The 13765-nt window shown below is 70.7% G+C and carries 11 protein-coding genes and 2 rRNA genes; 3 read left to right on the forward strand and 10 right to left on the reverse strand.

Going from position 1 to position 13765, the window contains the following annotated elements:
- Both DTB53_RS06850 and rrf read left to right on the forward strand, forming a co-directional pair.
- Positions 1-605, forward strand: a 23S ribosomal RNA gene (locus tag DTB53_RS06850); the annotation flags it as partial.
- Between the two features lie 79 nt (positions 606-684).
- Positions 685-801: ribosomal RNA gene (gene rrf / locus DTB53_RS06855) — 5S ribosomal RNA — on the forward strand.
- Positions 802-911: 110 nt separating this feature from the next.
- Here the strand turns inward: rrf and DTB53_RS06860 are convergent.
- The 4 genes from DTB53_RS06860 to DTB53_RS06875 are packed head-to-tail and all read right to left on the reverse strand — an operon-like array spanning position 912 to position 4749.
- The gene (locus DTB53_RS06860) at positions 912-1577 is read right to left on the reverse strand and encodes a response regulator (protein WP_003968076.1); all 666 of its coding nucleotides are present in this window, start codon (positions 1575-1577) and stop codon (positions 912-914) included.
- The gene (locus DTB53_RS06865) at positions 1574-2893 is read right to left on the reverse strand and encodes a sensor histidine kinase (protein ID WP_012380233.1); all 1320 of its coding nucleotides are present in this window, start codon (positions 2891-2893) and stop codon (positions 1574-1576) included. Before DTB53_RS06865 ends, DTB53_RS06860 begins: the two co-directional genes overlap by 4 nt.
- Positions 2894-2911: 18 nt before the next feature.
- Entirely contained in the window at positions 2912-3778 is an 867-nt protein-coding gene (locus DTB53_RS06870; RefSeq protein ID WP_012380234.1) for an ABC transporter permease, read from the reverse strand.
- A complete protein-coding gene (locus DTB53_RS06875; protein WP_012380235.1) occupies positions 3775-4749 on the reverse strand; it encodes an ABC transporter ATP-binding protein in 975 nt (324 codons plus the stop codon). Before DTB53_RS06875 ends, DTB53_RS06870 begins: the two co-directional genes overlap by 4 nt.
- Positions 4750-4920: 171 nt before the next feature.
- Between DTB53_RS06875 and DTB53_RS06880 the strand changes: the two genes are divergently transcribed.
- Entirely contained in the window at positions 4921-5481 is a 561-nt protein-coding gene (locus DTB53_RS06880; protein ID WP_012380236.1) for a GNAT family N-acetyltransferase, read from the forward strand.
- Positions 5482-5596: 115 nt separating this feature from the next.
- On the opposite strand, the gene DTB53_RS06885 is transcribed toward DTB53_RS06880, so the two are convergent.
- The 6 genes from DTB53_RS06885 to DTB53_RS06910 form a co-directional block, all read right to left on the reverse strand.
- Positions 5597-7213 (reverse strand): type IV secretory system conjugative DNA transfer family protein, encoded by a 1617-nt coding sequence (locus DTB53_RS06885; RefSeq protein ID WP_012380237.1) that lies wholly within the window; start codon positions 7211-7213, stop codon positions 5597-5599.
- 1 nt (position 7214) lies between these two features.
- Positions 7215-8642 (reverse strand): ATP-binding protein, encoded by a 1428-nt coding sequence (locus DTB53_RS06890; protein ID WP_003968082.1) that lies wholly within the window; start codon positions 8640-8642, stop codon positions 7215-7217.
- A 186-nt stretch (positions 8643-8828) separates the two neighbouring features.
- Complete coding sequence (locus tag DTB53_RS06895) at positions 8829-10379, reverse strand: SCO6880 family protein (RefSeq protein ID WP_003968083.1); 1551 nt, start codon at positions 10377-10379, stop codon at positions 8829-8831.
- Positions 10376-11635 carry a hypothetical protein gene (locus DTB53_RS06900; RefSeq protein ID WP_012380238.1) on the reverse strand — a complete coding sequence of 420 codons (1260 nt, stop codon included), beginning with the start codon at positions 11633-11635 and terminating at the stop codon, positions 10376-10378. The genes DTB53_RS06895 and DTB53_RS06900 overlap by 4 nt, the downstream gene beginning before the upstream one ends.
- Positions 11636-11696: 61 nt before the next feature.
- Entirely contained in the window at positions 11697-12566 is an 870-nt protein-coding gene (locus tag DTB53_RS06905) for a DUF8175 domain-containg protein (RefSeq protein WP_012380239.1), read from the reverse strand.
- Positions 12567-12747: 181 nt separating this feature from the next.
- Entirely contained in the window at positions 12748-13056 is a 309-nt protein-coding gene (locus DTB53_RS06910) for a DUF8827 family protein (RefSeq protein WP_003968086.1), read from the reverse strand.
- Positions 13057-13765: the final 709 nt, after the last annotated feature.

The following is a 13765-nucleotide window of genomic DNA, read 5'->3' on the forward strand; positions in this document are numbered from 1 at the left end:
TCAGCCTGGTTGGCAATCAGGTGTTGAGTGTAAGTGCACAAGGGAGCTTGACTGTGAGACCGACGGGTCGAGCAGGGACGAAAGTCGGGACTAGTGATCCGGCAGTGGCTTGTGGAAGCGCTGTCGCTCAACGGATAAAAGGTACCCCGGGGATAACAGGCTGATCTTCCCCAAGAGTCCATATCGACGGGATGGTTTGGCACCTCGATGTCGGCTCGTCGCATCCTGGGGCTGGAGTCGGTCCCAAGGGTTGGGCTGTTCGCCCATTAAAGCGGTACGCGAGCTGGGTTTAGAACGTCGTGAGACAGTTCGGTCCCTATCCGCTGTGCGCGTAGGAATATTGAGAAGGGCTGTCCCTAGTACGAGAGGACCGGGACGGACGAACCTCTGGTGTGCCAGTTGTCCTGCCAAGGGCATGGCTGGTTGGCTACGTTCGGAAAGGATAACCGCTGAAAGCATCTAAGCGGGAAGCCTGCTTCGAGATGAGTATTCCCACCCTCTTGAAGGGTTAAGGCTCCCAGTAGACGACTGGGTTGATAGGCCAGATGTGGAAGCCCGGTAACGGGTGGAGCTGACTGGTACTAATAGGCCGAGGGCTTGTCCTCAGTTGCTCGCGTCCACTGTGTTGGTTCTGAAATAACGAACGGCCGTGTTGTTGTCCGGTGTTGGTTAATTTCATAGTGTTTCGGTGGTCATTGCGTTAGGGAAACGCCCGGTTACATTCCGAACCCGGAAGCTAAGCCTTTCAGCGCCGATGGTACTGCAGGGGGGACCCTGTGGGAGAGTAGGACGCCGCCGAACAATTTTTCCGGGAAAGCCCCGCACCGTATGGTGCGGGGCTTTTCTGCGTTCCGGGGCCTTTTGTCGGACGTTCCGGATGCCCGGATGTCTGCGCACCGTCCGCGGGCCGCCTACATCGGGGTGACGAGGCGGGTGTCGTAGGCCAGGATCACGGCCTGGACCCGGTCCCTCGCGCCGGTTTTGGCGAGGATGCGGGTCACGTGCGTCTTCACCGTGGACTCGGCGAGGTGGAGGCGGGCTGCTATCTCCGAGTTGGACCAGCCCTGGCCGATCACGGTGAGGATCTCCCGCTCCCGTTCCGTCAGCGCCGTGATGCGCGGGTCCGCCGCGGCCGGTGCGCCGGGTGTCGCGGGGAGATGGTGGACGTAGGCGTCCAGGAGACGGCGCGTCAGGGTCGGGGCGACCACGGCGTCGCCCGCGGCCACCGCGCGGATGCCGGCGAGGAGCTCCTCGGGCAGGGCGTCCTTGACCAGGAAGCCGCTGGCCCCGGCGCGCAGACCGTCGTAGGCGTACTCGTCCAGGTCGAACGTCGTGACGATCAGGATGCGGGTCCCCGCTCCCGACGCGATGATGCGCCGGGTCGCCTCGATGCCGTCCAGGCCCGGCATGCGGATGTCCATCAGGACGACGTCCGGCCGGTGGCGGGCGACCAGGCCGACGGCTTCGTTGCCGTTGGCCGCCTCGCCGACGACCGTCATGTCGTCCTGGCTCTCCAGCAGCATGCGGGAGCCGAAGCGCTGCATCGGCTGGTCGTCCGCGATGAGTACGGTCGTCACGGGGGCGTGTCCTCCAGGGGAAGGCGGAGTCGTATCTGCCAGCCGCCGCCGTTCGGCAGCGGCCCTGCCTCGACGGTGCCGTCGTACAGCGCGGCGCGTTCCCGCATGCCCATGATGCCCTGCGTCGGCGGCACGGCGTCCTCCGCGTCCACGGCCGGGCCGGCTCCGGTGCCCGTATCGGTGATGCGGGCGTCGAGGTGGGTGTGCGAGCAAGTGAGCGTGACCGTCGCGGACGTGGGCCCGGTGGCGTGCTTGAGGGTGTTGGTCAGGGCCTCCTGAACCACCCGGTACACGGTGAGCTGGCGGCCCGGGGTGATCGACAGCGCGCGGGGGTCGCCTTCGAGCTCCAGGTGGACGGGCAGGCCCGCCCGGCGTACGCGTTCGATGAGGGGGGCCAGTTCGTCGAGCGTCGGCTGCGGAGCGCGTCCGGCCTCGGCTCCGGCGTCGCGCAGGACGCCCAGGAGGCGACGCAACTCGGACAGGGCCTGCCTGCTGGTGGCGCCGATGGCCTCCAGCGCCTGGCCCGCGCGTTCCGGGTTCTTCCGGGCCGCGTAGGCCCCGCCGTCCGCCAGACTCGTGATGACCGACAGGTTGTGGCCGATGATGTCGTGCATCTCCCGTGCGATGCGGGTGCGTTCGGCTGCCGCGGCGAGCCGGGCCTGCTGGTCGCGTTCGCGCTCCAGCCGGTGTGCGCGCTCGACCAGGGCCTCGGTGTACTCGCGCCGGGTGCGTACCGCGATCCCCAGCAGGACGACGAAGACCAGGCCCCAGACGTACGAGACCACCTCCTGGCCCCAGGCGGAGGGGATGCGGACGCCGATGGCCAGAACCGGGGCGACGAACAGCGCTGCCGCGGCCCCGACCGTACGGAACGAGGAGCGCAGGACGATGTGGAACACCGGGATCAGCTGGAGCAGCGCGGCCTGGACCACGGCGCCCGTCCAGATGTTCACCAGGGACGCCGGCGCCATCACCAGCAGTACGGCCATGGGGTGGCCGCGACGCCACAGCAGCGGCAGCGAGAAGCAGACGCTCATCAGGAGCACCAGCGGTTCGGGCGCCGTCACGTCGTCCCGTGCGACGGTCCGCCACCCGCCGGAGGTGTAGTCGAGCACCGCCGCCACGACCCAGAACCCGGTCACCGCCGCGTCCCAGACCCGTGGCCGCCGTCGGTCGAAGGCGCGGAGGCGGTCCAGGGCGTCGCGGATGATCCGGGTGAGGGGGGCCACCGTGCCCCCGGTGCCGACGGGCGGGGGTGGTGCCGGGGCGGCGTCGGGGGCCTGGGGTGTGCCGGCGGCCCGGGGGTGGTCCGTCACCTGGTCGCTCCTCGTGGGTCAGACGTCGCGGCGGTCGAGCGTGAGGGCCGCCGCGGCCAGGGTCGTGCCCGCCCACAGGGACAGGGCGAGCAGCGCGGGGCCGGGGGAGATGGTGCCCGGGATGGGGGTGGCGGAGCCCAGGGCGCCGGCGGCCTGGGTGGGAAAGTACCTGATGGCGCGCTCCACGGCCTCGTACGGAAGCATCCCGAGGATCTCCGGCAGGATCATGACACCGCCGATGAACGCGCCGATCGCGCCGGGCACCGAGCGCAGCAGTGCGCCGAGGCCGAGAGCGAGCAGGCCCATCAGGGTGAGGGCGGTCGCGTTGCCCGCCAGGGCGCCCAGGATGCCCGGGTCGGTGAGCGAGGCGGCCTGGTCGGTGTCGTGGAGGAAGGCCTGGGCGGCTGCGAACGTGACCAGGGCCGTCGCGAACATGACCGTGAAGACGGTGGTGGCGAACACGGCGGCCTTGGCCCACAGGACGGGGAGCCGGGCGGGCACGGCGGTGAGCGAGGAGCGGATCATGCCGGTCGCGTACTCGCCGGCGGTCATCAGGATGCCCAGGACGACCAGGCACAACTGGCCGAGCATGCTGCCGTAGAGGGTCAGGACGACCGTGTCGACGTCGGAGTCACCGCCGCCGGAGGTGTATGTCCCGCCCATGATCAGGCCGACGCCCAGGACCATGACGATCGCCGAGACCACGGTGATCCAGGAGGAGCGCAGGGAACGGAGCTTGTGCCATTCCGAGCGCAGGACCCGGGTCGGGGTGACGCGGTACCGCGCGGGCGGTGCGGCGGCGGGGGAGGGCGGTGTCGACGGCGTGCTCGCGTTCGGGCCCGGGTTCGGGCCGGGGGACGCGGGGGCGGGGTGGGTGGTGGTCATGCTGCTGCTCCGGTGAGAGGGGAGGGGCCGGGAGGCGGCGGGGGCTTCTGCTGTGGCCGGTGGTCGACCGATTCCTGGGTGAGGTCCATGAACGCCTGCTCCAGTGACACGGTCTGCGGTGTGAGTTCGTGCAGGGTGATCGCGTGCGTGGCGGCCACGCGTCCGATGTACGCCGCGTCCACCCCTCGGATCCGGAGTTCGTGGACCGGGGCATCGGTGGCGGGAGCCCCGGTGGCGGTGACGGTCACCCCCGGGCCCGTCAGGTGTGCGCTCAGACCGTCCGGCTGCGGGGTGACGACCTTGACGGACGCCCCGCCCGCGGAGCGGATCAGCTCGGCCACCGTGGTGTCGGCGAGGAGCCTGCCGCGGCCGATGACGATCAGGTGGTCGGCGGTGAGGGCCATCTCGCTCATCAGGTGGGAGGAGACGAGGACCGTACGGCCTTCGGCCGCGAGGGAGGTGAGGAGGGTGCGGATCCACAGGACGCCTTCGGGGTCCAGTCCGTTGACCGGTTCGTCCAGGATGACCGTGGCGGGGTCGCCGAGGAGAGCGGCGGCGATGCCGAGCCGCTGGCCCATGCCGAGGGAGAAGCCCTTGACCCTCCGGTGGGCGGCGGCGGTCAGCCCGGCGAGGTCGATGACCTCCTCGACGCGGCGGCGGGGGATGCCGTGGGTGTGGGCGAGGGCCATCAGGTGGTGGAAGGCTGACCGGCCCGGATGGACGGACCGGGCCTCCAGCAGGGCGCCGACCTGGGTGAGGGGCGCGGGGTGGGCGGCGTAGGAGCGGCCGTGGACGGTGGAGCGGCCGCGCGTCGGGGCGTCGAGGCCGAGCAGCATGCGCATCGTCGTGGACTTCCCGGCGCCGTTGGGGCCGAGGAAGCCGGTGACCGTGCCGGGGCGGACGGTGAAGTCGAGGTCCTGGACGACGGTTCGGCCGGCGTACCGCTTGGTGAGTCCGTGTGCCTTGATCATGCGGTCGACGCTACGGAGGCGGCGCGGGCGGGTCGTCCGACCGGGGGCTGGACGTGGGCCCGGGGCGTAGTACCGCGGTACGACGGCGTGTGGGGGTCGGGGCGGGGGTGGCGGGGCCGGGGGTGGGGTTAGTCGGTTGAACGTCGGGCGGGAGGGGGTGAGGATCGGGGCATGGATTATGTGACGCGCGCGGTGCGGGCCGAGGAATGGCCGCAGGTCAGACAGTTGCGGCTGGACGCTCTGAGGGACCCGGCGGCGCCGGTGGCGTTCCTGGAGTCGTACGAGGAGGCCGCGGCGAAACCGGACGCCTACTGGCAGGACCGGGCTGCCGCTTCCGCCGCTGGCGGGGGCGGCCGGGTCCGGCAGTTCGTCGCGGAGTCGCCCGAAGGCGTGTGGGTGGGGTCGGTCACCGTGCTCGTCGAGAGTCCGGCGGACGAGGTGCGCTTCGGGGAGGCGCCCGCGATGGAACAGGCGCACCTGGTCGGTGTGTTCGTCCGTCCCGAGGTACGGGGGACCGGGGTGACGGACGCGCTGTTCCGGGAGGCCGTCGCGTGGGCGTGGTCGCGTTCCTCGCCCCGGCTGGAGCGGGTGCGCCTCTATGTGCACGAGAGGAATCCGCGGGCCGCCGCGTTCTACCGGAGGTTCGGGTTCGTCCCCTCCGGGCAGCGGATTCCGGCCCCGGGGGACCGGGGTGAGCTGGAGCTGGAGTACGTCCTCGGGCGGGACGGCTGAGGACTGTCCCGCCAGGAGCCGCGGGACAGCCGTTGGCGGTGCTCCCGGGCCCTTGACGTCCGGCCGGCTCTCCGTGGGCCGTGCGCCCGCCGGGGACCGGGGGACGGACCGGCCCTCAGCCGACGCCCGGGGCGGGGGCGCGCAGGCGGTCCTGCCAGCGGGCCCGTGCCTGTTCCCGGGAGCGGAGCAGCACCAGGGCGGGCATGCCCCGGTGCCGGCCCGTCGCGAGCAGTTCCGGGAGCTGGGGCAGGGGCGCCACGGCCGCGACGTCGTCGAGGACGAGCGTCATTGGTGGGTCGAGCCGACCGTCGGATGACCGTGCGGCCATGCGGCGGCCGTGCTCGACCACGTCTGCGGCGAGCGCGGTGAGGAGGGGCATCGCGCCTGGGCGGGAGCGGGGATCCTCGATGGATTCGCCCACCAGATAGAGCGTTCCCCCTTCGTCCGCAAAAGATTCCAACGCGAGGGAATCCGCTCGGTTCGCCGTGCAGGCCTCGCGGATGTGCACCGTGGAGAGCGCGGCGAACGCCCGTACCGTCAGTTCCTGGGCCACTTCGCGGCGTTCGGGATAGGCGGTGAGGGCGGACTCCAGCAGCCCGGCGAGTCCGGAGGCGGCCTTGGGGTGCGTACGGAGGAGGCGTACCGGTTCGTGGGCGCCGGAGCCGGAGGCCCAGCGGAGGACCTGGCGGAAGGGACGGCCGTCCACCGCGGCGGCGTGCAGCCAGCACTGGAGGAGGGTCTGCGCCGTGTCGGCCACCGCCGCGTCGATCCGGGCCTGCGGGCGTACCGGGGCGAGCAGGGCGGCGGCGCGTGCGGCGGCGACGTCGGGGAGCTCGCAGCCGGCGGTGGGCGACCAGTGGAGGCGGGCCGGGGTGTCGCAGAGGTGGCCCGGGTCGTAGAGGAGGACCGGGCCGAGCTTGGCGCGGGCGTCCTTCGTCTCGGCCCAGACGGTGGGGTCCGAGGTGACGACGAGGGCGGGGCCCTCGGCGTCGTGCACGGCCCGGACGACGGTGGGGCGGCGCTCCGGGGCGGCGGCGTAGACGAGGAGGGGGGCGCGGGGGGAGGGGAGGAGGGGGAGGGGCGGGGTGTGAGGGAGCGGGGTGTCGGAGGGGGCGGTTGCCGGGGGCTCCTGGGCGGCCCCGGGGGGTGCCGGGGCTTCGGGGGGAGCGGGGGCCGTGGGGGTGACTGAGGCCGCGGGTGGGCTCGCGGCCGTGGCGGGGTGGGCCTTCGTCAGGGTCGGTGCTGGTGCTGGTGATGGGGGCTGGTGCTGGGACGGGGCTTGTGCGGGGGGCTGCTTCTCCGGCGCTTCGAGGGTGCGTTCCTCGCGGCGCCGTTCCCGTACGGCACGACCACGGGCCACGACGCCGAGCGTGAACACCACGAGGACCACCAGCACCATCAGTTCGCCGATGAACAGCCCCCAGAACAGGCCGTACCCGGAGAGCTGGGCCGGGGGTGTCCCGGGCCAGGCCGCGGCGAGGTCCTGGGGGGCGGTGGCCAGTTCGCGCAGGGCGAGCGGGGACCGGGTGAACGTCACGCCGTCCGGCCACGCCCCGTGGGCGAGGAGTCCGGCGAGGCCGGTGGCCGTCCAGCCGACCAGGGTGGCGGCGAGGAGGAGCCCCAGGAGGCCGATCAGCAGGCCGTCCGGGATGCCGCCGCCCTGGGGCCGGTCGTCGTGTCCGCCGTGATGAGCGGGACCGTTGCCCCGGCCCCGTGGTGCCTGGCGTGCCATGTCATGCCACCGTTGACTCTGACGACTCGTTCATCCGTTGCTGGTGCTCGATGCGGGCCGCCCGCTGCTCCGCCTCCAGCTCGGCGGCGCGGATGTCCTCGGGGAGCAGGTCGTCCGCGTCCGGAGTCGATCCCTCGGTCATGGCGCGGTCGGTGAAGACCAGGGGGCGTTCGGCCTCGGTGATCAGGTGTTTGACGACCTGGACGTTGCCGTTGACGTCCCAGACGGCGATGCCGGGGGTGAGGGTCGGGATGATCTCGACGGCCCAGCGGGGCAGGCCGATGACCTGGCCGGTCGCTCGGGCCTCGTCCGTCTTCTGGGCGTAGATCGTGCGGGTGGAGGCCATCTTGAGGATGGCCGCCGCCTCCTTCGCCGCGGCCCCGTCCACCACGTCGCTGAGGTGGTGGACGACGGCGACGAAGGAGAGGCCGAGGCGGCGTCCGAACTTCAGGAGACGCTGGAAAAGCTGGGCGACGAAGGGCGAGTTGATGATGTGCCACGCCTCCTCGACCAGGAAGATGCGCTTCTTGCGGTCGGGCCTGATCCAGGTGTGCTCCAGCCAGACGCCGACGATCGCCATCAGGATCGGCATCGCGATCGAGTTGCGGTCGATGTGCGAGAGGTCGAAGACGATGAGCGGCGCGTCGAGGTCGATGCCGACGGTGGTCGGGCCGTCGAACATGCCGCGCAGGTCGCCGTCGACGAGCCGGTCCAGGACGAGGGCGACGTCCAGGCCCCAGGCCCGTACATCGTCTATGTCCACGTTCATCGCCTCGGCGGACTCGGGCTCCGGGTGGCGCAGCTGCTCCACGATGTCCATCAGGACCGGCTGGCGGTCGGTGATGGTCGCGGTGACGTAGGCGTGGGCGACCTTGAGCGCGAAGCCGGAACGCTCGTCGAGGCCGTGGCCCATCGCGACTTCGATGATCGTACGGAGCAGGGCGAGCTGGCCGGTGGTGGTGATGGAGGGGTCGAGGGGGTTGAGGCGGATGCCGCCGTTGAGCGCTGCGGTGGGGTCCAGGCGGATGGGGGTTATGCCCAGCTCCTGGGCGATGAGGTTCCATTCGCCGACGCCGTCCTCGCCCTGCGCGTCGAGGACGACGACCTGGCGGTCGCGGAAGCGGAGCTGGCGCAGGACGTAGGTCTTCTCCAGCGCCGACTTGCCGTTGCCGGACTCGCCGAGGACGAGCCAGTGGGGGGCGGGGAGCTGCTGCCCGTACAGCTGGAAGGGGTCGTAGATGTACCCCTTGCCGCTGTAGACCTCGCGGCCGATGATCACGCCGGAGTCGCCGAGGCCGGGGGCGGCGGTGGGGAGGTAGACAGCCTGGGCCTGGCCCGTCGACGTACGGACGGGGAGGCGGGTCGTCTCCACCTTGCCGAAGAGGAAGGAGGTGAAGGCATCCGACAATGCGGACAGGGGGTCTCGCATGGTGGGGGCGCCCTCTCTTGTCGCGGGTGTGCGGTTCGGGTGTGCGGTTCGGGTGTGCGGTACGGGGGTGTTGTTCCGGGCGTGCCGTGTGTGGGGGACATGGCGGGGGCGGGGCGGGGCGGGGAGGTCGGGCTCGGGCTTCGTGGCGGCACCGCGTCCCAGCGGTGCCGCCGACGGCTCCGTGCGTCAGCGGCGGATGCCCGTGGCGAACGGCAGTGTGTTCACGAAGGCCCGGTGGTGCTCGCGGTCGCACCACTCCAACTTGAGGTACGACTTGCCCGCCGAGGCGCGGATCGTGCGCTTGTCGCGGGCCAGGGCCTCGGGTGAACGGGACGACACCGTGATGTACCCCACCAGGTTGACTCCGGCCGCACCGCTGGCGAGATCTTCACCCCGCTGGTCGAGTCGGCCGTGGGCGGCGATGTCGCGGGGGTCGACGGTGCGGTTCATCTTGGCCTGGCGGCTGGCCTCGGCGTCGTCGTTGGTCTTCTCGGTCAGCATGCGTTCGATGGCGACCTCGGTGGGTTCGAGGTCCATGCAGACGGCGACCGTACGGATGACGTCGGGGGTGTGGACGAGGAGCGGGGCGAGGAAGTTGACGCCGACGGGGGTCATCGGCCACTCCTTCACCCAGGCCGTGGCGTGGCACCAGGGGGCGCGGGTGGTGGACTCGCGGGTCTTGGCCTGGAGGAACGTCGGCTCGACCGCGTCCAGTTCGGCGGGCCAGGCGTTGCGCTTGGTCATGGCCTGGATGTGGTCGATGGGGTGGTCGGGGTCGTACATGGAGTGCACGAGGGAGGCGACGCGGCTCTGGCCGAGCGGCTGGCGGACGCGGATGTCGGCCTCCGCGAGGCGGGCGCAGATGTCGTTGAGCTCGCGGGCCATGACGACGGCGAGGCCGGCGTCGCGGTCGAGCTTGCGACCGCCGTGGGGGCGGGCGGCGCGGGCCATGGCGTTGGCCTCGGCGGCCAGTTCACGGCTGTAGTGCATGCAGGCGACGAGGTAGGCGCGGTGCTGCTCGCTGGAGGTGGAGACCATGGACTGGAGCTGGTCGTAGGAGTCCTGGAGCCAGCCGGGGGACGCCTTGTCGCCGCGCTGGGCGACGTCCTTGGCGTGGGCGTCCGGGTCGGCGGGGAGGGTGCGGGCGAGCATCTGGAGGCGGGTGACGAAGCCGTCTCCGTTGGCCACGTGCTTGAGGAGGGTGCCGAAGCGGTCGACGAGGGCCTCCTGGTCCTCGCTGTCGCGGAGGCCGACGCCGGGGCCCTCGATCTCGATGGCCGCGGTGACGGTACGGCGGTCGGCGTGGAGGAGTACGGCGATCTCGTCGGGGCCGAAGGGGGCGGCGAGCCAGCTGATCCGGCCGATGCCGGGGGGCGGGCCGATCTCGACCTCACGGCCGTCGGAGCCGACGCCCGCCTCCATGGCCGTGGAGCGGTAGGCGGTGCCGCGGCGGAGGGAGCGTTTGAAGCTGCGGTTGATCTCGAACCACTTGTAGAAGGTGCGGCCCTTGTAGGGGACGTACACGATGGCGAGCGCCAGCATCGGGAAGCCCACGAGGCAGACGATGCGGAGGGAGAGGACGGGGACGAGGAGTCCGCTCATCATGCCGAGGAACGCCCCGGCGATGATCAGGGCGATCTCTCCGGTCTCGCGGTTCTTGCCGACGATCGCGTTCGGCCGGGCGCGGCCGATGAGATACGTGCGGCGGGGCGTCATCGTGTGGGACTGGGTCGTCAACGCCCTCCACCTCCTGTGTTCGAGTTGCCTGTGCTGCCGAAGCCGCCTCCGCCTCGGGAGGAGCGGCTGCTGTGGGGGGTCCCGGAGGTGGGTGCGGACCCGCTGCGGGGCGAGGGGGCGCCGCCGCCTCCGCCGGTGGTGCGGGAGCTGTGGGCGGCGACACCGCCGCTGGCCGGGTTGGCGGGGCGGGCGCCTCCGCCTCCGCCGCTGTTCTGGTCGTTGCGGCCGCTGTGGGTCTTGATGCCCTGCGAGACGAGGGCGGCCGGGGAGCTGATCATGGCGGCGGCCTGGGAGCCGTCGGTGGCCTGCTTGCGGTTGGTGCGGGCGCCCTGGATCTCGTCGCCGAAGCCGGGGACGAAGCGGTAGATCATGGCGGAGGCGAAGATGGCCAGCAGGATGATGGAGAGGCCGGAGACGACGGCGGAGAAGGCGTCGGGGCCGTCGCCCGTGGAGAGTGCTCCGGCGAGGCCGAGGACGATGACGATGACCGGCTTGACCATGATCACCGCGATCATGATGCCGGCCCAGCGGCGGACGTGGCCCCACATGTTCTTGTCGACGAGGCCGGCGTAGACGACGATCCCGAGGAGCGCGCCGACGTAGAGCAGGGCGGCGCGGATGACGAGCTCCAGCCACAGGATGCCGGCGGCGAGGATCGAGACGAGCGAGACGACGATCAGCATGATCGGTCCGCCGCCGATGTCCTCGCCCTTCTTGAGGGCTTCGGCGAACGAACCGAAGAAGACGTCGGTCTGGCCGCCGGTGGCGGAGGAGATGACCTCGGTGACGCCGTCGGTGGCGGAGACGATCGTGTAGAGGATCAGCGGGGTGAAGGCCGAGGCGAGGACCGTCAGCCAGAGGAAGCCCACGGCCTCGGAGATCGCGGTGGTGAGCGGGACGCCGCGGATGGCCCGCTTGGCCACGGCGAGGAGCCAGAGGACGAGGGTCAGGATGGTGGAGGCCGCGAAGATGACGGCGTACTGCTGGAGGAACTTGGGGTTGGTGAAGTCGACGTTGGCCGTGGACTCGACGGCCTCGCTGAGCTTGCCGACGATCCAGGAGGCGGCGTCGGCGCAGCCTCGGGCCAGGGAGGAGAGGGGGTCGAGGGCGTCGGTGGAAGGGACGTCCTGGGTTCGTGAACCGGCTCCTTCGCCGCCTTCGCAGTAGTCCTTGGCGGGGCCGACGATCAGGTCGCACCGCTCTTGACCGGATGGTGTAGGTGTAGGCGTGGGAGCAGCGACCGCTTTGCCCGCCATGGCAAACATGGCGGTCTGGGCTCCGGTGAGCAGAACAGTGGCTGTGACTGTCCGTCGCGTTTTAGCGGGCATAGGTGAACCCCCCGAACTCCTCCACTGCCGAGGCCATTTCATCTGCGCTCGAAGCAGTGCGATCCATGCTCACGGGAGAAGGGCCGTCCTTCTGACCGAAGCTCTCGACCTTCCAGTCGCCGTCCACCCAGCGAAGCTTCAGCGACATCGTGAACCAGTCGCTGCTCACCGGGTTGGTCGAGCTGACTCCGGCCATACCGAACACGCCGGTGCACCACACCTCGACGGTGGCGCTTGACGCCGTGTACTCGATCGCTTTGGTTCCGACCGGTGCTGTTCTCGAAATGTATGTCAGCCCGTCAGGGGCGGAGCCGTTCTCATCCAGGCCTACTTTGTCGAGAAAGTCCTTACCGTACGCCTGGTCAAACTTTTCCTTGAGGCCGCTCGCCTTCTCTGCGACAAAGATCTGGTCGACGATCGCCGATCGATTCTCGGGCTTGAGGATTTCTGCGGAAACCAACGCCACCGCATAGTTCGCCGCGGCGCTCTGCGCCCCCTGCTCGTCCTGGGCGAAGCCGGAGGCGATGGTTCCGTTCTTGCCCTGGACGGGCTTGGTGCCGGTCGGTGCGGTGGGGGCGCTTCCCGCGGTTCCCGGCTTCTTCGCGCCCGAGGCGGCGTCCTCGTCGCCGCCACCGCCGCGGTTGGCGAAGGCGATGGCAGCGATGAGGAGGACCACGACACCGGTGATCGTCACGAGGGAGCGGGAGTTGCGGACCGGGCGGCGCGCGTGCGGGAGTCCGCCGTCGCCGTCGGGGAGACGGGTGCGGGTCTGACGGGTGCCGCCGAGGGTGCTGTACGGGTCGTCCGGGCGTCCCCCCTGGTCCTTGCCGCGGTAGTCGTGCTCGTCACCGGGACTCATGCCGCGTTCGCTCCCTCGGTCGTGTGCGGTTCCGCGCAGGGCGACGGTAGCTGTGCTGGTTGCCGCTTGAGCGCGGTGTGGTGACTCGACATCAGGGAAACGCAACCTCAGCCGGTGGGCACGACGGGCGGACGGTGGGGAGCGGGCCGGAGGGGCCCGGAGGTGGACGGCCGGCGGCGGGTCAGACGGCCATTCCGTAGACGATGGTGAACAGGGTGCCCAGGGAGCCGATGATGAAGACCCCTGTCAGCCCTGCCACGATCAGCCCCTTGCCCTGCTCCGCGCTGAACGTGTCGCGGAGTGCCGTCGCTCCGATGCGCTGCTTCGCCGCGCCCCAGATCGCGATGCCGAGGCAGAGGAGAATGGCGATGGCCATCACCACCTCGATCATGATGCGCGCCTCGTTGCCCAGCGTCCCGAACGGCCCCCAGTCCGGAGCGATTCCGCCGATGATGGTGGTGATGTCGCCCTTCTCTGCTGCCAGGATCATGTAAGTCACCGCCCCTGTTGGGTAGTTCGCTGCCCGTGCCGTCCGGCACGGGTCGCCTTCTATCTTCGCTGATGAAACCGCGCTCGCACGACGCCTTCCCGGGTCTCTTTACCCGGATCTCGCACGTTTGACCGGGGCGCCCGCCCTGACCTGCGGCTCGGCCGGCCTTTCGCGCACATACCTGGTTACTCTGTGTATCACGGGGTGTGACCAGGAGCAACGACGGTGGGCATGGGTTCCTGACGCGGTTGCAGCGTTCACGGGGCACGGCGTGTTCGTATGCGCCGTTCGAGAGCCGTCGGTGCGCCGGTCGGCCTCCTGTTCGATGCGTTGTCAGGTGCCGTCGGGGGAGCGTGTGGGGGAGTCACCGAGGCTGGGCAGTCCGGCCGTGGTGGATGGGAGGGGGTGGGAGTTCACCGCCCTCACCCCGGCGTCCGCCCGGGCTGCTGACCCGCAGGCGCCCCCGAGCGGCGGTGACAGGGTCGTGATGAGGGCGTGCTGGCTCAACTGAGCCGGTGCGTAGGGGCTTTGAGCCCGGTATTGGGTCCTGGGGCCCATGTCGTGGCCCCCGCCCGTGTGGTCGCATACGCGGAGTGACTGATCTGTCGCCCGTTCCGCCCACTCACGAGGTAGGGGACTGCTCTTGTCCGGCATACGAAGAAGCGCGGTCCCTGTCGGCGTCGATGTAAGCGCTGCCGAGGCGGGTTCG

It is taken from the genome of Streptomyces griseus (assembly GCF_900460065.1).
In the GTDB taxonomy this organism is placed as follows: domain Bacteria; phylum Actinomycetota; class Actinomycetes; order Streptomycetales; family Streptomycetaceae; genus Streptomyces; species Streptomyces griseus.